This window comes from Paracholeplasma manati, assembly GCF_025742995.1.
GTDB classification, from domain to species: domain Bacteria; phylum Bacillota_I; class Bacilli_A; order Acholeplasmatales; family UBA5453; genus Paracholeplasma; species Paracholeplasma manati.
The window spans coordinates 26,131-48,627 of sequence record NZ_JAOVQM010000001.1; the positions used below are offsets into that span (position 1 = coordinate 26,131).

A 22,497-nucleotide genomic window follows, 5' to 3' on the forward strand; every position below is an offset into this window, starting at 1 on the left:
TTGAGGTATAAAGGTAATTCTATTATTCATTGATTGGTTGTTTATAATTTCATGGATTTGAAAAGAATTTACTTATTATAATACTTAGAATTTGCTGGATGAGGTTTAAACTCATCACCGTCTTTAGGGTGCTCAAATTCGTTGTTATAGTTAATTAATGATTTTACATTAAACTTTGTTGATACAAGATATTGATTAAATCCGCCTTTAAACTCTGTGATAATTCTTTCGTGTGTTTTTTTGGGCAATATTATTGAGGAATTTCCCCAAGTAGCAGAGTTTGAAGTGATAACCATTGAAGAAAGATCTCTACTTAGAGATAGTATGATCGAATCAAAATAACTGGTATCCTTATTTAACATTGGAATGACGATAACATCAACTAACCCTTTAAATAAAGCTCTAGACCATATGTCTGTAACTTCAAAGCACAAGTAATCTGAATAAGAGATACCATTGTGGTTGACCATATGATAAACAGGTTTTTTGTGATTAGCATAAGTGTAAAAATTCTTGTTACACCAATCGATTTCTTCGTAAGAGTAAAAATTCTTTTCTCTGATAGTGACTAGTGTATTTCTTCGTTTGTTAATGTCTTTAAACGGATGCATGGACAACATTAAGTTGAAAAATTGTTTGTTTTTGACCAAAGCTTTCATTCCTGCATAAATAATCATATTAAAATTTTGTGCACTTAGCCCGATTAGATGTAACCAAGAATAATTTAAGTACAGCTCAGGTAAAACCAATATATTTGTACCATTATCTTTTGCTTCTAAGATGTTATCTAATAGCTTAAACGTATCTGGAAAATCAACTCCTGAATTCCATGAATTTAGTGGTTCACCTTCTTTTGTGTCAAGACAAACATTTGGATGACTAATGATATAATCCTTATCTAAGTCATCTTGATAATCAATATATATTTTTTTGGCATCAAAACCACTAACTGTTTTTACTTTTTCTTCTTTAATATAATCAAATTCAGTTAGTTTATTTATTCTAATGAAATCATTGATGCTTTGTTTGATTGTTTTTTTGCGTCCGAAAATGACATTCACTAATTGATCATATGTTAGTATCTCCCAGAGGTGTATAAATTGTACGGAGTTTTCGAAATGCTCTATGTAGAATTTATCGTTATTTGTTAGTTTATCATTCTTATAGTTTTCGATAAAATATCTTACCGGAGATATTGAGTTTATCATACGCGCATTCTTTAACATAAGTGTTGTTTGAGTGTTACCAAACATATTGGAATTACTTAGTGTTTTAGATATTTCATGCACTCTGGTATATGTATTAACCAATTTTTTTCTTAATTCAGATAGTTTTTCTTTCTTAACTTCGTTCAATTTAATCTTGTTAATAGTATAGATGAGTCTTTCTATACTATTACTAAGTGTTTCAAATTTATCAGGTTTGTTTTTAAAATAAGAAAACCAACGATAAAACTCCTTCCACATAGATGCTTTAAAATTATCGTCAAAACTCTTATCAATTTTATCCATCATGTCATTAATCGTATTATCTTTGAAATTCACATAGGTATAAATATAATTCATAAAAAGGATACTATCGGTCAATTCTAGATTTAATAGTGAATCCTCATTTTCAATCTTTTTAAAGATTAATTGTCGGTTTAGTTTTTTCTTATTTATATTCACATAACGTCTAAACGACAAATTTTCTTCATCTTCATTACTGTAATAGTTAATCTGTTTTTGAAATAAAAACATCATTAATTTGTCATACTCATTTAGATACTTGTTGCTCGACAAATTGAACACTTCAGTTTTGTCATCGTTCAATTGTATTTTGGAATTAACAATCGTTTTTTCAAGTTTGTTTCTTAAAAATTCTAACGCATCCCTCTTATCATGTTCATCTCGTAGTATGAGTATCATATCATCAACATATCTGCCAAAGAAAAGAACTCGATTATCGTGGACAATACTCTCATCAAAATCATGTAAATATAAATTCGATAAGAGCATAGAGGATGATAAACCAATCGGAAGTGAACCATCATTAATCTTTATTTTGGAGTATTGAAGTAATTTCACTCTATACTGATCATAAATTCGCTTAATTATTTCGGTTAACCATTCATGGTTTTCAATAAATTCATAATATTCATTGACTTTTTCGAATGGATTTCCGGTCGAATAATAAAATCTTTTAAAATCTGAAACAACTACGGTCATATTATCATGAATATTACGATGCGTTTCAAGCTTGAATTCTAGTTTCTCTAGCCACTTGTTATACCCTTTAACATATCTTTCAAAAAGATATTTATTGTCCCAATTGATATGTCTAGTATCATTATTGAACATATTTTTTCGATCAATAAGATTACCATATATGTGTTCACTGAATGAATTTGTATTGTGTATGTATTCTGCTAGATATATGGTCCAAAGTGTGTCAATTATATGTAACTCTATAGGGATATCTATCATGAAATTCAGGTCATAGCCGTTTTTAACCTTTTTCTTAACAAATGGATAAATGTCAATTCTTTCAATCATTCTTTCAAATTGATCATAATTTTTCTCATTAATTATTTCGGAAACAGTTTCTAATTTTAATGATAAATTATCCGCTTCAAATTGAGCAATTTTTAACTTGTCAATCATTGCGGTATTGTCATAAAAGATTTTTGCTTTTAGTTTTGAATATGTACCTTCTAATATCTCCATTGTGTATTTCATTTGAATCCTCCCTATTACAATAAAAAACCGATTTGAATCTGTCGGTTTATTTATGCCACTATGTTTTCCCCTGAACATCGGTTAGATAATGTTTTGCCAAAAAGTCTTTATTAAATACCTTCTCCCACAAAGAACTTAATAAATTTGACACATTATGGCTTGATTATATCACTTTTATTTAAGAAATATATTGTTTTCTTAATAATTATCTAAAATAATAAAAAGATTCATGTCTAAACAACACGAATCTTTCATTTTTTCTATACATATGGATAATCTTTTATTACAATACCCGCTTTTTCTTTATACAGCTCAACAATGACTTTTCTTTCATCAAACACTCTAGCTGATTTATTAGGAATCGCTCTATCTTCAGACTTCAACATTCTACAAACACTGATACTACTGATGATATTAGATATTTTTTCATCTGTTATGTCTTCAAGTTCTATCAACTTATTCACGATAAGTTTTAGTGGAATAATATGATCATCGTGAAAGACTTCTCTAAATGAGAATTTATTATTTCTGTAAAATGTTCTTTTTGTATAGGGTAGTTTCGCATTGCCTTTATACAAGTCCAAATCAATAGCATCCCTATTTTTAATAACAACAGCGTCCTTATAAAATTGAACAAAATGCTCACCAGTTGTCAGCATTGACCATAGTTGATCCGCCTTAACCGAAACATATAGTTTATTCGCAGGTATCCACATTTGTCTTAAGGTTTGATTAAGTATATATTTGATGTTTTTCTTATCAATAGAATAATCTTGTTTGTTGCTGGATTGATGGTAACAATCGAGCAGACTTTTAATCAGTTGAATCGTCAATTCTTTTGATTTTTTCATACATCCTCCGTATTTTGTTCATTCTTGATATTCCCTAGATAATCTTCCCTATCGAATGGATCCAGTTCAGATATCTCATCACCATCCATTAAGATGACTGATAATATATTAGGTTCATTTGGATTCAGATGTTTATAAAATGTGTCTACATAGGTCATAAACCTTTCAACATCATTTTCATCAATCCAAAATGAACCTTTACCATCGTAATCACGGGTTACTATGTCACCCTCCCAATATGTATTGAGTTCTGTGATTTCTAAGGTTAGCTGTAATACTTCAACACCTGAATCCGCTAAGAATTGAATCATTCTACCATTGTATTCAAGTGCACTTTTATTGTTATCTTCAAATGTACCCCATCTGAATTTATTATAGCCCATAGGATTCTCCTTCAACGGTTAATTGTGCGATTTGATTCAAATAAAACGACTTAAACCATTCTGTTTCTTCTATTATAATGTCTTTTGACCACGTCTGTACCTTGTGCACACGTGCGATTAACCATTCTAGATTATAGTGCGGATCATCTTCCATATAAAGATATACCCTATCTTTTGGATGATTGAATGCTTTAATGAGTGCTTCTCTTTGATGTATGGATAATTCATTTGGACAACCCAACATCAGCTTTTCAATATCAGTTTCATACAATATGAACCCCCTAGGAAAATACAAATAAGGATATAACCGATATTTGTGACTTACCATTGGATACAAATCAAGGATGGTTTGATATAGATTACGATGGCTATTGTGTTTGACTGATTTGGTGGTGGAATCAATATAGATTTCTCCGTCAATGATAAAGAATAATCCAGAAAGATTGGAAATATCTTGATGTGATTCATGGATAAAGTGTCGAGCGGTTATTGTGCCCATAGTTGAACAAAATATAAATGATCTATCGGTTTTTTCGATACACCAACCAAATAATTAGGTAAATACTTAGCCTTTTTAGTCAAGATATCTAATAGTGGTTTGATTTCATGGATACGAATGGTTTCTTGATAATGTATGTCTAATTGATAAGTCTCATAGTCCAACTGAATTAATGACTTTAACATCACCTTTAATTCATTCAGGCTATTTGTAGATACTGTGATCTTGAATGGTGCATTGTTAAAGTCTTCATAGTCACTGGGTCTTAAAGGTATGTCTAGTAGTTCTTCGGTTTTTGTTGTCATGATATCCTCCATGGTTAATAATTAGGGTGTCTTTCACTAAATTCACTAATTAGATTTGTAATATCCAAATCTACGGGTTTATTAAGTCGAATGGTCTTAATACCAACCCCTCGATAACGTACGATATCACGTCGTTCTTTCATCCTTTGTTCAATGGTGTCGATGTGGTTTTGTAGATATGATTCACCTTGAGTCATGAGTTGAACCAAGACATAACGATTATGGTCTATGGTGTTAATAGATACGATTTTACCCAAAATGTGTGGGGCACCTGTAAAGAAACAGTATTCAGGTACTTCACCATGATTCACTTTAAACAACAGGTATAAAACCACATTGTTTGTAAACGTCATGCCATTATCCGTTCTGGTGAAGTCAGGTAATGGGATGACTTGGTTGATGGTATAGCTGATTTGTGTTGCTTGATTGATTGGAATGTTGACTTTCATATCAGATTACCCTCTTTATTGTTGGCTAATTTTTGCCCACAAAACATACAATATGTTTGATGTTGATACGATAATTCATTTTTACAAGATGGACATATGATTCGATGATCGTTACCGTTGAAAGCTGCACTTGGTTTCAGTGGTCTTTCTTTTTTAATTAAACGGTTGAGCGTTTGATAACTCTTCATCGCGATTTCTTTATCTTGAGCGATATTAAACAATCGATTGAGTGCTTTTTGATAAATACTCATGATTTCATAATCCATCCTCATATCGGGATGATTGAGTTTTTCTTTTAAACGCTTTCTTGCGAGTAAGAACCTGCCTTCAAAGATATGAATCATCCATTCAGAGATATCACTCATAGCCATATAAAATATCGCAACCAATAATTCATGTAGGCTCAGTGATTCATCTAAATCTATGATTTTATCCATGAGTTCTACATCAAACTCGAACACATCGACACGAAAACCACTCTCATAAAACAATCTCATTAAGGTTTTTTTTAAATCCATCAAGGAGTCTTGGAAGACATATTCTTTTAGTTCTAGTAATTTAAATTCTGATTCATTCAAAATCTGAAATGGTTGATTTAATAGCATTAAACTGTAATCAATTTGATTAGTTTGATATACCTCATGAATCTTAATTAAATCCTGTTCATGAGCGCTAATGGTACTACAGACTGTTTCATACAACATCCTTAATGTAATACCTCTAGCAGATGTCTTCATCTTTTTAGTTCTCCTAATCATGGAAATTCAACAATACTACAAGATTGGTAATCAAAATATGAATCATTAATTGGTATAATATTAACAGACTAATATCGAGAATTGCCACTCTATCTCTATTATAATGGTTTTGACAATCCATAAATAGAGGGCAATCCAATCATTTAATAGTACTACATGACTAGACGGCTTTAACCCATAATAAAGCCATTTCGTTATCTTAAAATAGGATATTTGTACTACATTTAGGAGGTTTTCTCATGCAAGAAACACTTTTCGTCGACCCAATCAAAGTACCATTAGACATTAAAACCAGTCAAACACTTAAAGAAGATGCAGATTTTTTTCACATTGGTTCTGTCCATCAATTTAGTAAACTTGTCATTAAGAAATCATATAAATACTTTTTGTCAAGATTGGCTGATAAAGATAAAAAACTCAAAAAAGAACTCAAAAAGATTATATTTGATGAACGCGTATTAGATGAGGTTTTAAAAGTATCTAAGAAGGTATACTTATCCTTTGAAGATACCCCTGAAATCAAACACAAAAAGGAAAGTATCACTTTACGTATCAATCAAGATGAGATCTTAGAGTTTTCCAGCATTTTCCGTATATTCAAATCGGCGGGTTTAGAAGATGTGAATGGATTTACTGCTTTCTTAAGAATCCTATTATACCAGTATACGAGACTATCGAGAATTGAGCGAGAACGTATGTTGTTTTCAAGTCAATATGATACGATTAAAAACGCAATTGATAAGAAGGCTATATTACACCTGCAATTGCGTGATCAAGGTTTATTATCTATCCATCCTTATAAAATAATAAGATTTGGTGATGAATGTCATTTCTTAATTGGAGATGGTCACCTGACTATGGATACTTTATCGATAAGACTATCGAGAATTGTTCAATTATCATTAGATGATTCACAACTTTTCGAATCCATGAGTTCGAATACAACCGATTTGGTTCATCAATTCGAATCCTCATCATTCCAATATTCATCGTTAGGTTCACAATTGGACAGCAATCAAATACTCGAAACATTACTTCTATTACAGTCGTTCACAGCTATATAAATTAAAACCAGAAAATCGATAGCAGATTTTCTGGTTTTTAAATGAGTATTATGAGACATTTGCTATCGGTAATAAAAATCAAAAAGGCATTTTCGATGTATTTGTATCCATAGCTCGAGATAATAATATATGCTCCAGTACACATAGATACTTGTAAAAAGTTCAAACTAATATGTCCATTGTGCTTTTATTCAATCATTTCGACTGTTAATTCAATATGTAAGTCACTTCTATCTTCTATAATACAAATTTGATCAATGCTATTGATTAATAATTTAATTGTATCGCCTGCATGTGTTTCAAAAATCGTTGATCTCGCTAAAATTAAGTTATTGCTTTTTATAATACTACTCGCTTTTGCATAATAATCTTTTTTTACTTGATATGTCACACCTTCGTGAACACTACCTTGTTCTACAGTTATTTTAAAAATTAAACCCTTATTAAACTCGGTTTTAAATAGTATGGCATTGCTCATATTTTTCTCCTTGTTTTCACTGAATCCATAGAGTCATGGTTTTCTTTTGTCCACGATAACTATTATTGTATGATGTTATCCCACTTTGATTGTCGAGTTCGATCTCTAAATCAAAGTTGTTGATGTCACATTCCAAGTATTCTTTAGGAAAATCCTCAGGTCGATGAACCAGTAACGTTAGATTATCCTTGATTAGCTTATAGATCATGGTGTCGTAATAATATGATTTATTCTTACCTTCTTTTTTAAGATAAGCATGGTATTTAGAAAAATTGGTTTCGATATTTTTTAGTTTCATTGTTTTTATCCTCTTCTGTTTTTATAAGTTTTCTGGTGGGTATTCATCATAATCCCAATACGGTCCCATATCGTACTCAGCATCCCCTTTATAGCGTTCTTCATACGTTGGATTATATCGACTTGGTTTAGATTCGAAATCACTGATGTAGGTGTTAGTGGTTGGACTGGTAGACTGACTACCAGACCAACAACTATAACATAAGTAATGGTGGCTTGGTCGATGTGATATATCCTCACCACAGTGTTGACAACGTCTTTTTTTCATATTAAACAGTTGTTTTTTGATCTAACTTCGCATAAGCATCAAAGGATGCTTTGTACAATAATTTGAAACGTCTTCTCGCATCTACAGGACTCAAGATTTGGGCTTGTGAGCCAAACTTAAATAGATGCATGAACATGGCAGTTTCATTGGTTTTGAAGGTATAGGTGTATTTATTATTTGGATCTTGAATACCGATGATTGGCAATCGATCTTCTTCATACATGAATCGTCTTAAACCTAGACTGGTGAACTTCACAGTGAAGACTTCATCTGGTTGATTAGACTTGGTTTCTCGTTCTTCAAACAGCTGTTGAATCACACCTGTAAAGTCGTGATATTCATATTTTTCTTTAGTGCCTTTGAGTTCACGCTTGGACAATTCTTTGATGGTGATGTTTCCAAGCATCTTTCCATTATGATCTTCATATTCACTATATAGCAGTTCAAGGCTTTGTTGGATTTTTGGCTTATGGATTGCCATCGGTTCAATCTTGATATAAGTATCTTTATCTTTATATCGAACAACGAGGTAATGCTGGATTGCATTCTCTAAAATCTGGATGGTATCTTTAAAAATGATGCGTTCTCTTTGTTCTCGGTCTAAGGATGCGTAAGACTCCAATATGATTTTGATGAAGAAGGAAATGCCTGCATTTCTTGGGGCGTACATATTGAAGTATTTCGCATCTTCTACACTCAACAATAAGGACGCATTTTCTTTATTCAGCTTCAATTTAAATTGATGATCGTTTGGGTATTTGTTTGAGTATTCATAAATCATTGTTTTCATGATTTCATTCGAGAATTCATCGATGATCAATTTAGAAAGCTTATTGTAAAAGTTTTCTTGATTCAATGCTTTCTTTTGAGCACTGTCAGTCGCTCTTTCAATGGCTTTAAGTTGTTTGAGGGCTGAAGCTCTTGAAAGTGGGAAATCATCCAAATGGTTTTTGATGATGGTATTCATGAACCCACTACGGTTGGTGAGTTCATAGTCATCATGAAATTTGATCATGTCAGCTTCAATGATGTTCATTGCATGAGCAGATAAATTGATGTGTAATCTGTATTCTTCATTCAGTGTGAAGGTATCTTTTTCTTTCATATATGTGCCTCGTTTCTATGCTTCATCGATGTCGACATACAAGCCGACTGTATTCTCATCTGATTCACTGGATCCAATCAGGAATATGACCTCTGATCCGCCTTTAATCGCGTCTAGCTTACGGATGAGGGTTATGAATGGTACATTTTCCGATGATTCAAAATCAACAATCATCTCAGTGTTTGTATCTACTGATAAAACTAAATGATGATTAGGCAATATTTTAGGTGCTTCAACACCGGTTTCTTCGAGAAAGAATTCATATATCTCATCTTCATAAGAGCGTTTTTGTGCTTGTTGTTCGTTCCATTCAGCTTCTAAGACTTTGTCTATATGGATGATATCCGATTCGCTATAGACAAGTGCGAACTCTTTGTTTTTGTCATAAGCCACTTTGGTTGCTTGATCGATGATGGGTTGGTTTGCTTTATTGATGTAATACACACGAGCGGTAGGGCTGGTAAACTTTGATCTGTCTTTCATGGTTTTCTCCTTTAATTTAGTGAATAACTATTTTGTTGTTTGACTTTGTCCATGTAGTGATACATGGCACCCAATGTCGTTTTTCTCAGTAATTCTTTGATTTTCTTTTGAATGACTTTTTCGATGTATCTTTTGGATTCATGATTTAAATCTTCGTTTGGTTTAATCAAGATGTCTTCAAAGTTTTTTGATTCAGAATGTATTAACGCATTGTAATGGTCACTGATTCGAATGATCTTTGTATGGGTCTTTCCATATAAGCTCATCATCAAGTAGATGTATAGGGATTGGGATCTGGTTGATCTTTTCACACTATACTCAATGTTTTGAATGCCTGAAATGGCTTTACTCAATTGAAGTTTGTGGATGTAAGTCTGAATGTATTGATCTAGATTCGATAATGTCATTTTGTTCACCTCTTGACGTAATTGGTAATCTTTATAATGGATGGCCATCCCTTACATCTTCATTATCGCATATTGATTTTATGATTATTAGAGGTGTGTAAAAATATTTTAAAGTTCATATTAAGAGCCATTTTTAAATCTTTATATGTCTTTTTTGTTCATACTTTATGTATATTATATACCTTTTAAAACGAAAAAACTTCCGTTTGGAAGTTCTTTGTTGATTTAAAAGCATCAGTTGACATATTTGGTTTGAATCGCAGCGATGTGATCTCTTTTGACTTTATTGCTCAATCCTTTGTTCTCTAACAACAATTGATAATATATGTCATCGGTATTGATTTCTTTGATATTGATGGTTTTTAACATCTCATAAAACACGTGTTTATGTTGTACTTCTTTACAAGACACTTTGAGTTCTGATTCATCTGAGAATAAAACTATATTCCGATAATCAAATTTTACATACTTGTTGAGGATTGAAATGTGCATTTCATTCTGTTTAACAGGATTGATGACATCGTATGAATTGGATTGGGTATACAATTTACCGCCTGGTTTATATCGATAACTACTTTTAATGACTTGTAACCAAGGGTCTTTTGTATATGAACCGAATATGGTACCTTGGTAATCTTTACATTCAATAACGAATATGTGTCCTTTATAAAACAATATCATATCGATTTCAGTCGTGGGTAAAGACTTATTATTTGTTTCTAAGTATAAACTTCGGATGATTTTACAGGTTTGAAATCTTCTTCTGAGACCTGTTTCAATTAAGGATTCAAAATCATTGGTAGCATTGGTTTGAAGGTGATCAAAATAGTCTTCGATGTCTTTTTTTGATATATCTTCTAAGCTCAACAGAACTTCAAAATAGTCGGTTAATGAGAACTTACTCTTCTTATTAGCCTCATAGTAACCTTTGATATGATCATATAAGAACTTTTGGTTGTGGCTAGAAATATGTTTGTCTATATTTATATAAAACTCTAAAACGCTTGTATATGGTGATATATCGAATTGAAATCCTTTTTGTCTTTTCTTAATTTGAAGTGCTATATCTTTATATGGCATCAATCGTGGTTTGGTTTTCAATCCAACGTGTTTATCGATAAAAGCTTTTCTTAGCTCATCTGCTGCCTTGATTGATTCGAATAAATCATAATCTATTCGCCATTCTCGGTAAATGTAATTATCTTGATCATATTGTTGAATAGCAGACTTTAAACTGACCATTCTCGTCTTTTTATCTTTAATTGCGAAAATTAAATCTTCATAGGATTTGATTTGATCTGCGAAATCCAAGCTCCTAGGGTTTAGCTTATGATCATGAATATCCGCTAGGTATAGTTTTGTTCGTTCAATTAATCCCATAACATATTCATTGTTACTTAAAATATTAGAATGTAGCTTATGAATGTTTTCGATATAACTCGCATTCTTAGATCCTTTATCCACATTCAATGTGATGTATCGAACCTTCTGATTTGTTTTATCTAAGGTTGGATTAGATAATAGGACATGTTTTTGGTTAATCTTCTTATTCAATCGTTTAAGACTATATTTACATGAAGCTATCTTGATGCTTTCTAGTATATTCATGATAACCACCTGATTAATCTATGTTTACAGCCAAGCAAAAAACAGGATAACAAGCATCGCTCCAAAGAGAAAATCCCATTGAGTGTCTATGAATTTAGGATACTTCATTTTAATCCTTTTAAATACACCCGAAGATAATATATGAATGAGCATAATTGGAGTAGCCAATAATGATATGATGATACTATCTTCCACACTGAACCTTGATATTGGATTATTTAAAAAATAAACCGCTGAAATTATCATCAATAACTCTAAGAAAGCGAAATAGAATAAAAAGAGCTTATTCGGTAATGCCATACGTAGTTCTACTACATCCATGGTTTGATCTTTCGATATGAATTGGATGATGTCTTTGGTAGTACTATAAATATGGTATTTAAACATCGACTGATAAGTAGCATGGAATGCTTCCTTATCAGAGATGCTATCTTTATGGATCAATAAAGTCACTTCTTTTATGTCTGTGATACTATAGGACTTCAATTCATCTTCAATCCCTGTTTCAAAAGGTATCAATGTTTTCTTAGCGGTTCTAATGAATAGTTGATTTTTCTTATAAATGAGGGTTGTCGTATCTGGAAAGATATAAACCATCCCTTGATTATCTTTTAAGTACACGTAGTCTTGTTCTGATTTGCATACTTCAATCGGCAGTCCTAATCTTAATGCTGTATGATAGGTTCTCAATACTTCATTGGTCATAGCCAATAGGAAGTAATTCAGTTTTGTTTGTTGATAAAAAGGACTTCTCTTATATCGATATCGTTCAAAAGGTGAAACAACCAAATACCCCATTAACCATATCAGCAAGATTACCGCTAATAAAGGTGATAATACAATTAATAATAAAATAGATGAAAAATTCTTCATAGTCAACTCCTTATGTAACCTAGGTTCAATCTCGTGTTTATTTTATTTAACTTCCCACATTCTAAACCAATCAATGTCATATGGACCTAAACTGTCCATGCGTAAGGAAATACTGGATGGCAAATTAATTACTTTCAATAATAAGTTTACAGTATATACTACCTCATCAAAAACATATTCAAACGTAAATCTGTATTCATTAGGATTACCTCCTATAGCATTTCCACCTAAAAAGAGGAGTGGATAATATACTTCGTCCTCATCGTTTTTTTGAATGGATAATTTGACTTGATAATACTTATGGTTATCTCTTGGGGAAGCTAAGTCATCCAATACATCAATACCTTTAGAAACATCATAGTTATCCTTAGATAGTTCGATGAACTGAACTTTTACTTTGCAAAGGATAAAATCCCCATTAGTAATTATCTCTCGTGTTTCATAGATGCCTTCGACAATCTCCTTGGTGTGCCACCTTTTACAACTAGTAACCAGCGAAGTCAAACAAATCACGATACACAATAATGATAATTTTTTAATCATGGTATCACCTTCCAATTCAAATCATAATACTCTAAATCTGTCCAAGTAAGTATAACCTATCCATTTGTTTAGGTTTATAAACGTTAAGATAGTCTATTGTTTAGAAATATAAACATGGTTGTAGTTGATTACCAAAAGGGTTCAAGCTTCACATCGATGTGATGCTTGATATCTGCAATGGTAACAACATCTTCATCCAAATTAAAAGAATAGCCAATCTTATCCTTATGAACATAACCTTTATAAGGGGTTGCCTTAATGTAACAAACGCTTTGGATATCTTCATTATTGACTTCTTTATACCAATGATGAAAGACTTTTAAGAATACTTCTCTAATGTCTTTATTGACTACATCCAATGGGTGTCCTGTAACATAAGCTTTACACCAAAAGCGGTTGTGTCCACCATCGGATATCATCACATAAGGATTGCTTTGGATTTCTTTAACATAGTTACAATTCAGATCGGTAACAATCCAAAATGAACCTTGATAATAAAAGCTATCGACAGATCTCACTGTAGGGACATTGTCTTTTGCTGTAACAACCAAAACGATTGAATCGTTTTGGAACTTCTCTTGAATGATGTCTAATACACCACTGCTTTGAACTTTATTTGTCATGTGTTTACCTCTTTAATATGAATCGATTCATTATTCTTATTTTATCAATAAATCTTACATTTTAAACATTTAATTTATAAAAATAGGTCAGTGATTTTTCTCACTGACCTATTTGGGTATGTTTAATTAGTTTGAATTGGAATCTGTTTTCATATAGACAACCACATCTCTTTGTGGCATGCTGCTAAAATCAAATAAGGTATCTGAATCTGCTTCGACCCATCCGATGAAGTCTAGAGGATACAGGGGCTCATAAGGAATGACTGTATCTCCTGCCTTGAAATCGACCGTGATTTGAGCGGATTCTGATATATAAAATGTTAGTTTGTACATTTTAGGTGTCCAATAACCATATAAAGTAATATCCCTCGTTAACAGGGTGACTTGATCAGCGTTTTGAGTCAATTCTACATCAAAATACCAACCCACAAAATCATAGCCTTCTTTTTCAGGGGTATAATCCGGTAAAATGAGTGATTCAGTATGTAAAATGCTTACTGGTTCTATGGTAGTGTCTCCATTTGTAACAAACTGAATCTCAAAAGACTTTTCTTCAAATACCGGAAATAACCAGGTGGTTTCATTGAGAATGGTTTCCTCATTGAGTACAGGACCACCAAGCGTTTTCCATCCTACAAATTCATATCCAGGCAATTTTGGTTCATAATAATGTGATTCTAATGATTCCCCAGGCATCACATCCACAGTCATAGGTGTAAATGCGTAGAAGTCATTGGTGAAATGGATATGAATGGTTTCAGTTGTTTCACTTGGTTGTTTGGAACACCCTGTTAGGAGTAATAATAAAAGGATGAGTATTATTTTTTTCATATGAATTCGTCTCCTAATATTTATGATAAATTCACTTCAGTACATTTAAACTGATAGTTCACGAGATAACTACGTTCACTATAAACCATGACATAGTAAGTGCCTAGGGTTATTTCATAGGTAATATGACTCATATTCGGTATAGGTTCAACCAAATTCCCCATAGAGTCATATACTTGAAACAATGCAGTTGCACTCAAGTCTATCTGATAAAAACCACCATCGACATCCAAACGATAATAATACTGTGCTTCAGGTGGAATATACCCGTAATAAGTCTCATTAAGTAGAATGGACTCATCTGCTAAAACAGGGTTTGGAACTGGTAAAACATGATAGGTTTCTAGATTGATTGGATTAAACACATTAAATGTATAATAGGTTTCAATCTGAATCCGTCTTAAACCCACCCAAAGACTGACTGATACGAGCAGTCTCGTATGTAGGTCTGCGAATGTGATTTCTATATCTTCATTACGAACTGTGTTTTGCCACGCATGTAAGGTTTCTTCATCCATAAATAAAGCTTCAAACAATTCATCGCTAGGTCCTCTAACGACAAAGTCACCATTCTCTATGCTGTATTCCCATGAGTCATCGAGTTCATAGAGTGTACTATCAACGACTTGCTCAATGTCTTCTTTCGCAATCACGATTTGTTTTTGAATGTATTGATTGGTTTGATACTGACTCAATGTGAAAACATCGATGTCTCCATCACTGTTTTCCATCATGAGCGTACCGGATAAATCGCTATAGATGGATTCGTTATAATACGGTTCAGCACGGAACGTGTTTTTAACAAAACTGGTGGTGGTAATCCCACCTTCAGTGATGTGAATATACGATTCAGTGAATAAGGTGTTGTACGGTTGATTGTATTTTTCTAACATGGTATCTAAACTTTGTTTCGCGGTTAAACTCGCTTGTTCTGCTAACGCGACGGTTACGTCATTGGTCATGACTTTACCAGATATCTCAGTAACCGCGACTAAGAGAAACGTCTTTAGCCCTGAATAAGTGAGAACTTCAGAGGCTTGAGCCAAATTGGTAAATGAAATGGGGAATTCATCAGAATGATAGGTGGTGCCTAAAACGGTCACTTCAGTCTGTAAAAGGACTGTCGCTTCAACATCGACCATGATGCCATTTGGGTATTTGGTTTCAAAGAAGACTTCGAGTTGTTTATCTGCATCTACCCTATCTAAATGATGGTGTCTAAAAGTGATGTATTTTGAATAGTTTTCTAGCGTTAAATCATAGGTATACTTATATGTGATTTCTTCTGGTGTTTCTTCCGTTGGTTGTTTAGAAACACAACCCACCAAACTCAATCCAAATAAGATCACAAAAACCCATTTTAATAATTTCATAATACGACCTTCTTTCTAAGACTTATTTATATTTCGCATACAGCGTGATGTTTCTTTTAGGCATATCACTAGGGAACACGAATGGTACCATCGGATTGGTTTCATACCAATAATCAAAATCGTCATACTTGCTCATACTGATGGTTGGAAAATCATCCCCAGGATAAGCGGTGAACCTGAACCATTGACTTTCAGATAGTTGATAATATACGGTATAACTGGTCAATGTCCATTTTGCGTACAATGTGATATCAGCTTGAACAGCGTCATATTCAAAATAACGGGTGGTGCACTCAGGGTCAACAAACCAACCGATGAAATCATAATCTGGTCTGATTGGGGTCGGTGGAAAATAGGCTGTACCCTCATTGATTAATTTCGGCTTGATGGGTTCTCCCCCATTGGTTTCGAAAACCATCGAATACTGAATTGGTTCAAAAACTTCGTAGAAAAAGTAGTTGTCATGAATGGTGTCTTCTGGATAAAAGCGTTGTCCATCCATGGTTTCCCAATACAAGAACACATGATGATTTTTTCTAGGGATACCTAATGTATCGCCTAAGGTGTTGCCTTCAGTGACGTACCTTGGATTAGAAAACAACTCATTGTTATAAATGATATGAACCGCATAGGCTCTTTTATCTCTTGAATCATGGCGTATACAACCGGTAAGGGTCATCATTAAGATAAACATTACCAATATCATCTTTTTCTTCATCGCTAACCCACCCATCCAACCTTGAAATAATCGAAATATTGACACATTCATTATATCATTATTGTTTTATTTGAATAGATTATTTTTTGATTTTTTATTACTGAAAAATTTTTCAATTATATCACCTATCCAATGACAAAGTTATAGGTAACTCTAAACGAATACAAAGAATGGCTTTATCACGAGAAAAAGACCCACAAGTTCATCGCTTGTGGGTCTATTATTACTTCAGTTTGATTGAAACAAAGGTATTCGCTTTCACCGTTTTGGTGATGGTTGAATCGTTTGGTCCATGGAAAGTGATCGTTTGTGTACTATCCGATGGGTTCCAAACCAACGCATACACACTACCATCTTTAGCATAGACCGATGAGGATACATGCTTGTGGATTTCCATGATGTAATCACTACTTCTACTACCATAGGTTTGTAAACCATGGAGTAAGTAATAGGTTTGAGATAAATCACTAGGGTAATCATCATTTAAAATCTTATTGGCGTCAAATTGTGAAATAGCGAGTGATGGATTGATTAACGCTTGAATACTCCACATATTGGCGAACCACGTATCTAAGGTGTTGTTTTTAGCGGTTAAATACGTTTGATAGATGGCAGCGAGCTTGGTCTTTTCTTCTGGGGTAACTGCGTAGTTTGATATGTATTCACCATTTGGTAACCACTGGATGCCATAGATAAACGTAGGGTTCGCACCAAACCATGTGGCGTAATCGTATTTACCGCCCCAAATCATCCCTGCCACAGCAGCGTATTGTTTATAGTTATCTTTAAAGACAACCCCTTCATAATCAAACATATAGGTCTTCGCACTCGATAACTCATGCACAAAACCGTAGATTGCAGCGTCTCTTAACTGTTTGTCGCCTTTTTGTAAAGCCCATAGATAACCACCAACCCATGACTGAATCGCTTCACTTGAGGATTCGATGTTGTTCCCTTCTGCGAAGGTCCCGAAACCATGTGCCCAGGTATGACCTGCCCATGCGTCAAAGGATCTCAAATAAGCATAATTATAATCACCTTTAACAGGGGTCATATAATCGGCTAGTAACGTATCTACCACGCCACCAAAATCGGTGGTGAAGGATTTATCATACATCGCTAATACCGCAGACGCGTAAATCAGATAGCCATGCGTGAACGCGTGGTCTGATAATTCGCTCGCGGTATTGAAATCATTGTTTGAATAATACACACTACCCCAACGTTCGTTGTAGTTTAAGTAGCGTTTGTCGGCTGAACCAGAATAGGTGTACCAATCGGATAAGACATATCGTAATCTCAAAATCAAATCATCTTTCATCGAATCGTTACCGATTTGATCAGCGATGATGATCCCTTGAGCGAGTGGATAGATGGCTTTACTGTTCCAATAAGGCCCTTCATCATTTAAGAAGTTCTCCGTATCATTGGTTCTGGTACGAAGGCTTAAATCGGCCAAATAATCGTTCATGGTGTCTTTACTAAATTCACCATTGGTTGGTGTGGTCATGGCTGGTAATAAGCCATAAAAGGATAATTGTGTTTTAAAGGTATTACCTGCCATCAGTTTGAGGTGTCCTCTCACGGTTTCAAACTCATAATCGAGTAATTCAACATCACTGTTTAAGTAATGGTGTGGTAATAAGAATTGTACCGAAGTATCGGTATCGTCTTTTAGATACTGAATAGCGTTATGATACGTAGTTTCAACGATGGAGGTTTTGTGATTTACTTCATAGGTCACTTCGCCTTTAATGGTTTTAACAAACGCGTGTTCATGATAAAACTGTGCTTCCGATAGACTTTGAATCGCAGCGACTGTAAAATAGTTATCCGATAGATTCATACTGATACGGTTGTTATTGATTGAAAAACTACTGCCTTCGGTGGTTGAGATTAAGAAGAAACGATCACCAAAGATGGGTTGTCCTACTTGGGCTGGACGACTGGTTTGATAGCCAATGTGTTTTTGAACATATTTTACAATTAAAGCGTCCCCATTGTGGGTGCCTGTCACGGCTTGACCATCGATGTTATAAAATTCAATCCCTGAAGCGCCGGCTGGCACCACATTGATGTATGGGTTACTGTTATTCATCACTTCTGCGAAGATATATGGTGACCCTTGGTTGTAGGTGAGTACCATGTGGTCTTGAGGTTGTGAGACATTGCGCATCGCGACACTGACTGAACTTTGTGAGTAATCGACCACATGGGTTTGATACCCTTCATTGAGTGTGGATGTCTTTAAATACATATCTGGTAATACTAGAGAGAAATTCGCCATGGTATTAAAACCATCAGGATTCCAATATTGAACAAAACCAGCCCCTGGGTTTGTTACTTCAGCCCCTAGATTGGAGAAAGAACTTCTGAGTGGGTTCGTATAAATCCCATTACTGCCGCCATAGTTTTGAACGAGTAAAGATGTCCACCAACCATTAGAAGGTACAGCTTGGTTTAATAGTTCTGGGTTAATGAATTGTGGGTTAATAGGATGGGTTAAATCGGATGCCGTACCGACACGGTATGAACCCGCTTCTAAATTCACTTGTGGTTGAGAAACTTGATTTCGTGTGATCGTAGGTCTGGTAATGGTTCCCGCAACCACAGTGACTTTACGGGTTTTATCGATCGATTCATCGCCATAATTAAGCTTATAAGACAAGGTTTGTTCACCAAGCTTACCATAGTTGACATGGCCGGTGACTTCAAACAGATATGAAATGTTTTCGTCTTTTTCATTGAGTACTTCTACCCCTTGAAGTGGGTGGAAATATTGGTTTTGAGTAATCGTGATATCCTCTAAGCCTTCAATCGATTCGATTGACTTTGGTAAGACTTCATCCTCATCCTCTGGTATATTGGATTTGGGTTTACACCCTGAAAGTAGAATCAATGTAAGGATTAAAACCATGAGCCATCTCTTTTTGAACATGAAAAACCTCCATAATTTACTGTATACCTCAGTATATCATAGGAAAGTTGTTGCCGTTTTGTTTCCTTTTAAAAGATTTCTAAACGGGCAAATTATCTAGAAAACGAGCCTACTATATAGAAAAAAACACCCAAACAGGGAGAGATGTTTGGGTGATTTCATGTTTAGGATTCGATGATTTTGATCACATCGACCGGTTTTTGTTTGGAATATCGGTGAATAGGTAACCATGAAGAAAGGGTTGATACAAGTATTGTCAAGGTTAGTATAGATACAACTTGTTTTAACTCAACCCAAAATAAATCTATGTCTAAATTTAAGTAGTCAAGGACAAAATCATTTAAGTAGTGAATAGAAATCGTCGTAAAAATCAATGACAAGATGGTTATGATTAACGACATGAATAGAACTTCACTCAAAAATATCCTGAAAATATCTACTTTTCTTGAACCAAGTGCTCTAAGAATACCAATGTCTTTTTTCTTATTTGAAATGCTGATATGAATGAAATTATGGAATAAGATTGAAGCGAATATTGCAATAACAAGTGAAACCCAAATAATCATGCTCTGCATAAAAACCATCGAATTATCATTATATGACATCATATACTCAATCTCATTTGTCACTTCATAACTAACGCCTAATTTTCTAACGCTATGTAAAAACGCAATGTCGTTATTCATATTGCCTGTTAAATTAACCAACACTGAACGGTATGGATAAGCACCAGTTTGTTGTTGAATCTGTTCATAAAATGATTGATTAACTAGTGAAAATGCGCCTTGGTAAAATCCAACAATTTCGATATCAAATACACTTATGCGACTACCTCTTAATCCGTATTGAAAAGAAGTTGCCATGGTGGTGGTTCTCGAATCATTTAAGATGACTGTTATGGATGCCTGATTCATTGCATTATGTTCTAGTGCGTAAGATGGACTTGATTCAAGGGCATTAAAGTAGTTAAAATCTCTTAAGGCTAGTACAAACTCTGCTTTGGTGTAAATTTGATCTAATGATGCAAGATCATCCTTATATGTTTCGTAGTTTTCGTTCGCGTAATTTTGAACAAGTTCTTCAAATAGCACCTCATATAGTGGGTAAAAGTCTGGGAACGGTTTCGCCATAAGCCAAAAATCCAAAGTGTCTATACCAATGATTATTTGGTTTTCTGTTAAACCATCCATATCAACCCCAGGTTTAAAAATAACATCATTCGGTATTGAATCTGTTTTGATTATTTTAAAATCAATCATAAATGTATCATTGGATTGATATGTTTCTTCTAAGTCTTTATTTGGTTCATCGTACTTAAATAGTCTTGAATTTCCAAATGACAAATAGTTACTTTGATTTAACAATTGATCCAAATATGTCTTATGTACATAAAGAAACGTGTGTGGACTATTGTCGTTGATTGCATCCAGTTCTTCTCTAAGCAACCACTTAGTCTCACCATCGCTCGATTCAACGTATGGGAGATACCGTTCTTTATTGAAATGGGTATCAATAATTCCAACGATGATCAGATCTGTGTAATTAAACAATTGCTTTCCTAACAAATCTGTTGGCTGATTGATCTCGAATATCTCATCATCAATGATATAACCATCCTTTTGATATGTCTCTACTAAATGTAAAGGAATCACTACTTCAAATTCATTTTGTGGTAATCTACCTATGATTGAATACCCTGTTTTGGCTAACAAATCATTATCTATATATATTAATCCTGAAGTTTTATATGGGTAATATGACGAATCTTGTGTGGGATTGCTTACGGTGGATAAAAAATATCTTTTCTCGTATACCGGCCTCATAAAACGGTTTGGGTATTTTGACTGAAGTTGATCGAATTGAGATTGCCCAAAATTAGAAGGCATTTCAGAAACAAATAATCCTATTTCAGGTGTTCTACTGATTGTAATTGTTTTTTGCCCAGCCAAGTAAGCTTGTTTAATTACTACATCATCTATCGAATAGTTCGTAATGCTGTCCAAAAATCCATATAAGGTGAATGAAAATATCAATATCAACATCGTGATGACCATTCTTACTGGTTTCTTTAAAAAAGCACTAAGTCCTATCATAAATGCGTCTTTTAAAGGTAAATGGGGTGTTTTTAAATCCATGTGTTGATTGGTTTCCATCGGTTCTATTGGATTGGAATCTTTTATTACTTTCCCATCCGATAACTCGATCACACGATCGCCATAGGCTGTAGCGAAGTCTCGATCGTGTGAAACAATGATGACCAAACGAGATTTGGATAACGATTTAAGTAATTCAAATATTTGTTTACTGGTATCCGAATCGAGCGCACCAGTAGGCTCATCGGCCAATAGGATTTTAGGATTCTTTATGAGTGCTCTTCCAATTGAAATGCGTTGTTTTTGACCTCCACTGAGCTCATAAGGCATACGATCGATTTCATCTTTCAAATCTAAAGTTTCCAAAAGATTAACCACTTCTTCTCGAGTGACCTCTTGATTTTGTAGTCTCTTGGATAAAGCGATATTCTGATACACTGAAAAAGATTCAATCAAATTAAACTCTTGAAATACGAAGCCCACTTGAGTGTTTCGATAAGCATCATATTCACTTTGATTGAATGAGGATACTTGTTTGTTTAAAAATATAACTTCACCCTGATCGGTATTGTCTAATCCACCGATGATGTTCATCAGTGTGGATTTACCACTACCGGACTTACCCAATAAAAAGACCATCCCAGTTTCGGTAAAAGATAATGAGACATCTTTTAAGGCCTGAACGACTTTGCCTTTTTTGGGATGGTAAGATTTTGACACATTCTTTAATGTTAACATGGCACTCTCCTGTAACGTATTATCTATTATAATAAGACGTAAAATAACCATGATTTTGTCCAACTTTTTTCATTAAATATAAAGATTATATATAA

General features: G+C 33.8%; 23 protein-coding genes. 1 reads left to right on the forward strand and 22 read right to left on the reverse strand.

Annotation, left to right across the window (positions count from 1 at the left end; genetic code table 11):
* Window positions 1-68: 68 nt before the first annotated feature.
* From N7548_RS00100 to N7548_RS00130, 7 genes are all read right to left on the reverse strand, one after another.
* Entirely contained in the window at window positions 69-2,717 is a 2,649-nt protein-coding gene (locus N7548_RS00100) for an RNA-dependent RNA polymerase family protein (RefSeq protein ID WP_263607339.1), read from the reverse strand.
* A gap of 260 nt (window positions 2,718-2,977) precedes the next feature.
* Complete coding sequence (locus N7548_RS00105) at window positions 2,978-3,568, reverse strand: hypothetical protein (protein WP_263607340.1); 591 nt, start codon at window positions 3,566-3,568, stop codon at window positions 2,978-2,980.
* Window positions 3,565-3,951: a hypothetical protein gene (locus N7548_RS00110; protein WP_263607341.1), complete on the reverse strand. Its 387-nt coding sequence runs from the start codon at window positions 3,949-3,951 to the stop codon at window positions 3,565-3,567. The genes N7548_RS00105 and N7548_RS00110 overlap by 4 nt, the downstream gene beginning before the upstream one ends.
* Window positions 3,941-4,222: a hypothetical protein gene (locus tag N7548_RS00115; protein WP_263607342.1), complete on the reverse strand. Its 282-nt coding sequence runs from the start codon at window positions 4,220-4,222 to the stop codon at window positions 3,941-3,943. Before N7548_RS00115 ends, N7548_RS00110 begins: the two co-directional genes overlap by 11 nt.
* Before the next feature lie 215 nt (window positions 4,223-4,437).
* A complete protein-coding gene (locus tag N7548_RS00120) occupies window positions 4,438-4,755 on the reverse strand; it encodes a hypothetical protein (protein ID WP_263607343.1) in 318 nt (105 codons plus the stop codon).
* Between the two features lie 14 nt (window positions 4,756-4,769).
* Complete coding sequence (locus tag N7548_RS00125; RefSeq protein ID WP_263607344.1) at window positions 4,770-5,204, reverse strand: hypothetical protein; 435 nt, start codon at window positions 5,202-5,204, stop codon at window positions 4,770-4,772.
* Window positions 5,201-5,941 carry a hypothetical protein gene (locus N7548_RS00130; protein ID WP_263607345.1) on the reverse strand — a complete coding sequence of 247 codons (741 nt, stop codon included), beginning with the start codon at window positions 5,939-5,941 and terminating at the stop codon, window positions 5,201-5,203. Before N7548_RS00130 ends, N7548_RS00125 begins: the two co-directional genes overlap by 4 nt.
* Before the next feature lie 260 nt (window positions 5,942-6,201).
* Between N7548_RS00130 and N7548_RS00135 the strand changes: the two genes are divergently transcribed.
* Entirely contained in the window at window positions 6,202-7,026 is an 825-nt protein-coding gene (locus N7548_RS00135) for a hypothetical protein (protein ID WP_263607346.1), read from the forward strand.
* Between the two features lie 187 nt (window positions 7,027-7,213).
* On the opposite strand, the gene N7548_RS00140 is transcribed toward N7548_RS00135, so the two are convergent.
* The 15 genes from N7548_RS00140 to N7548_RS00210 form a co-directional block, all read right to left on the reverse strand.
* Window positions 7,214-7,504 (reverse strand): hypothetical protein, encoded by a 291-nt coding sequence (locus N7548_RS00140; protein WP_263607347.1) that lies wholly within the window; start codon window positions 7,502-7,504, stop codon window positions 7,214-7,216.
* A 16-nt stretch (window positions 7,505-7,520) separates the two neighbouring features.
* The gene (locus N7548_RS00145) at window positions 7,521-7,802 is read right to left on the reverse strand and encodes a hypothetical protein (RefSeq protein ID WP_263607348.1); all 282 of its coding nucleotides are present in this window, start codon (window positions 7,800-7,802) and stop codon (window positions 7,521-7,523) included.
* Between the two features lie 21 nt (window positions 7,803-7,823).
* The gene (locus N7548_RS00150) at window positions 7,824-8,069 is read right to left on the reverse strand and encodes a hypothetical protein (protein ID WP_263607349.1); all 246 of its coding nucleotides are present in this window, start codon (window positions 8,067-8,069) and stop codon (window positions 7,824-7,826) included.
* Between the two features lies 1 nt (window position 8,070).
* Window positions 8,071-9,174 (reverse strand): WYL domain-containing protein, encoded by a 1,104-nt coding sequence (locus N7548_RS00155; RefSeq protein WP_263607350.1) that lies wholly within the window; start codon window positions 9,172-9,174, stop codon window positions 8,071-8,073.
* A gap of 15 nt (window positions 9,175-9,189) precedes the next feature.
* A complete protein-coding gene (locus tag N7548_RS00160) occupies window positions 9,190-9,657 on the reverse strand; it encodes a hypothetical protein (RefSeq protein WP_263607351.1) in 468 nt (155 codons plus the stop codon).
* An 11-nt stretch (window positions 9,658-9,668) separates the two neighbouring features.
* The gene (locus N7548_RS00165; RefSeq protein ID WP_263607352.1) at window positions 9,669-10,064 is read right to left on the reverse strand and encodes a hypothetical protein; all 396 of its coding nucleotides are present in this window, start codon (window positions 10,062-10,064) and stop codon (window positions 9,669-9,671) included.
* Between the two features lie 234 nt (window positions 10,065-10,298).
* Entirely contained in the window at window positions 10,299-11,672 is a 1,374-nt protein-coding gene (locus N7548_RS00170) for a nuclease-related domain-containing protein (RefSeq protein WP_263607353.1), read from the reverse strand.
* Window positions 11,673-11,696: 24 nt separating this feature from the next.
* Window positions 11,697-12,545 carry a hypothetical protein gene (locus tag N7548_RS00175; RefSeq protein ID WP_263607354.1) on the reverse strand — a complete coding sequence of 283 codons (849 nt, stop codon included), beginning with the start codon at window positions 12,543-12,545 and terminating at the stop codon, window positions 11,697-11,699.
* 42 nt (window positions 12,546-12,587) lie between these two features.
* Entirely contained in the window at window positions 12,588-13,088 is a 501-nt protein-coding gene (locus N7548_RS00180; protein WP_263607355.1) for a hypothetical protein, read from the reverse strand.
* Window positions 13,089-13,216: 128 nt separating this feature from the next.
* Complete coding sequence (locus N7548_RS00185; protein WP_263607356.1) at window positions 13,217-13,711, reverse strand: hypothetical protein; 495 nt, start codon at window positions 13,709-13,711, stop codon at window positions 13,217-13,219.
* Between the two features lie 126 nt (window positions 13,712-13,837).
* Complete coding sequence (locus N7548_RS00190; protein ID WP_263607357.1) at window positions 13,838-14,542, reverse strand: InlB B-repeat-containing protein; 705 nt, start codon at window positions 14,540-14,542, stop codon at window positions 13,838-13,840.
* A 20-nt stretch (window positions 14,543-14,562) separates the two neighbouring features.
* A complete protein-coding gene (locus N7548_RS00195) occupies window positions 14,563-15,915 on the reverse strand; it encodes a hypothetical protein (RefSeq protein ID WP_263607358.1) in 1,353 nt (450 codons plus the stop codon).
* A gap of 22 nt (window positions 15,916-15,937) precedes the next feature.
* Window positions 15,938-16,633: an InlB B-repeat-containing protein gene (locus N7548_RS00200; RefSeq protein ID WP_263607359.1), complete on the reverse strand. Its 696-nt coding sequence runs from the start codon at window positions 16,631-16,633 to the stop codon at window positions 15,938-15,940.
* 223 nt (window positions 16,634-16,856) lie between these two features.
* Window positions 16,857-19,571, reverse strand: a complete 2,715-nt coding sequence (locus tag N7548_RS00205) for a glycosyl hydrolase (protein ID WP_263607360.1) — start codon at window positions 19,569-19,571, stop codon at window positions 16,857-16,859.
* A gap of 164 nt (window positions 19,572-19,735) precedes the next feature.
* Complete coding sequence (locus N7548_RS00210) at window positions 19,736-22,402, reverse strand: ABC transporter ATP-binding protein/permease (RefSeq protein WP_263607361.1); 2,667 nt, start codon at window positions 22,400-22,402, stop codon at window positions 19,736-19,738.
* Between the last annotated feature and the right edge of the window lie 95 nt (window positions 22,403-22,497).

Coding starts and splice junctions, on each gene's coding strand:
- N7548_RS00100 (WP_263607339.1), bottom strand. CDS start 2,717: ATGAAATACACAATGGAGATATTAGAAGGTACATATTCAAAACTAAAA.
- N7548_RS00105 (WP_263607340.1), bottom strand. CDS start 3,568: ATGAAAAAATCAAAAGAATTGACGATTCAACTGATTAAAAGTCTGCTC.
- N7548_RS00110 (WP_263607341.1), bottom strand. CDS start 3,951: ATGGGCTATAATAAATTCAGATGGGGTACATTTGAAGATAACAATAAA.
- N7548_RS00120 (WP_263607343.1), bottom strand. CDS start 4,755: ATGACAACAAAAACCGAAGAACTACTAGACATACCTTTAAGACCCAGT.
- N7548_RS00125 (WP_263607344.1), bottom strand. CDS start 5,204: ATGAAAGTCAACATTCCAATCAATCAAGCAACACAAATCAGCTATACC.
- N7548_RS00130 (WP_263607345.1), bottom strand. CDS start 5,941: ATGAAGACATCTGCTAGAGGTATTACATTAAGGATGTTGTATGAAACA.
- N7548_RS00135 (WP_263607346.1), top strand. CDS start 6,202: ATGCAAGAAACACTTTTCGTCGACCCAATCAAAGTACCATTAGACATT.
- N7548_RS00140 (WP_263607347.1), bottom strand. CDS start 7,504: ATGAGCAATGCCATACTATTTAAAACCGAGTTTAATAAGGGTTTAATT.
- N7548_RS00145 (WP_263607348.1), bottom strand. CDS start 7,802: ATGAAACTAAAAAATATCGAAACCAATTTTTCTAAATACCATGCTTAT.
- N7548_RS00150 (WP_263607349.1), bottom strand. CDS start 8,069: ATGAAAAAAAGACGTTGTCAACACTGTGGTGAGGATATATCACATCGA.
- N7548_RS00155 (WP_263607350.1), bottom strand. CDS start 9,174: ATGAAAGAAAAAGATACCTTCACACTGAATGAAGAATACAGATTACAC.
- N7548_RS00160 (WP_263607351.1), bottom strand. CDS start 9,657: ATGAAAGACAGATCAAAGTTTACCAGCCCTACCGCTCGTGTGTATTAC.
- N7548_RS00165 (WP_263607352.1), bottom strand. CDS start 10,064: ATGACATTATCGAATCTAGATCAATACATTCAGACTTACATCCACAAA.
- N7548_RS00170 (WP_263607353.1), bottom strand. CDS start 11,672: ATGAATATACTAGAAAGCATCAAGATAGCTTCATGTAAATATAGTCTT.
- N7548_RS00175 (WP_263607354.1), bottom strand. CDS start 12,545: ATGAAGAATTTTTCATCTATTTTATTATTAATTGTATTATCACCTTTA.
- N7548_RS00180 (WP_263607355.1), bottom strand. CDS start 13,088: ATGATTAAAAAATTATCATTATTGTGTATCGTGATTTGTTTGACTTCG.
- N7548_RS00185 (WP_263607356.1), bottom strand. CDS start 13,711: ATGACAAATAAAGTTCAAAGCAGTGGTGTATTAGACATCATTCAAGAG.
- N7548_RS00190 (WP_263607357.1), bottom strand. CDS start 14,542: ATGAAAAAAATAATACTCATCCTTTTATTATTACTCCTAACAGGGTGT.
- N7548_RS00195 (WP_263607358.1), bottom strand. CDS start 15,915: ATGAAATTATTAAAATGGGTTTTTGTGATCTTATTTGGATTGAGTTTG.
- N7548_RS00200 (WP_263607359.1), bottom strand. CDS start 16,633: ATGAAGAAAAAGATGATATTGGTAATGTTTATCTTAATGATGACCCTT.
- N7548_RS00205 (WP_263607360.1), bottom strand. CDS start 19,571: ATGTTCAAAAAGAGATGGCTCATGGTTTTAATCCTTACATTGATTCTA.
- N7548_RS00210 (WP_263607361.1), bottom strand. CDS start 22,402: ATGTTAACATTAAAGAATGTGTCAAAATCTTACCATCCCAAAAAAGGC.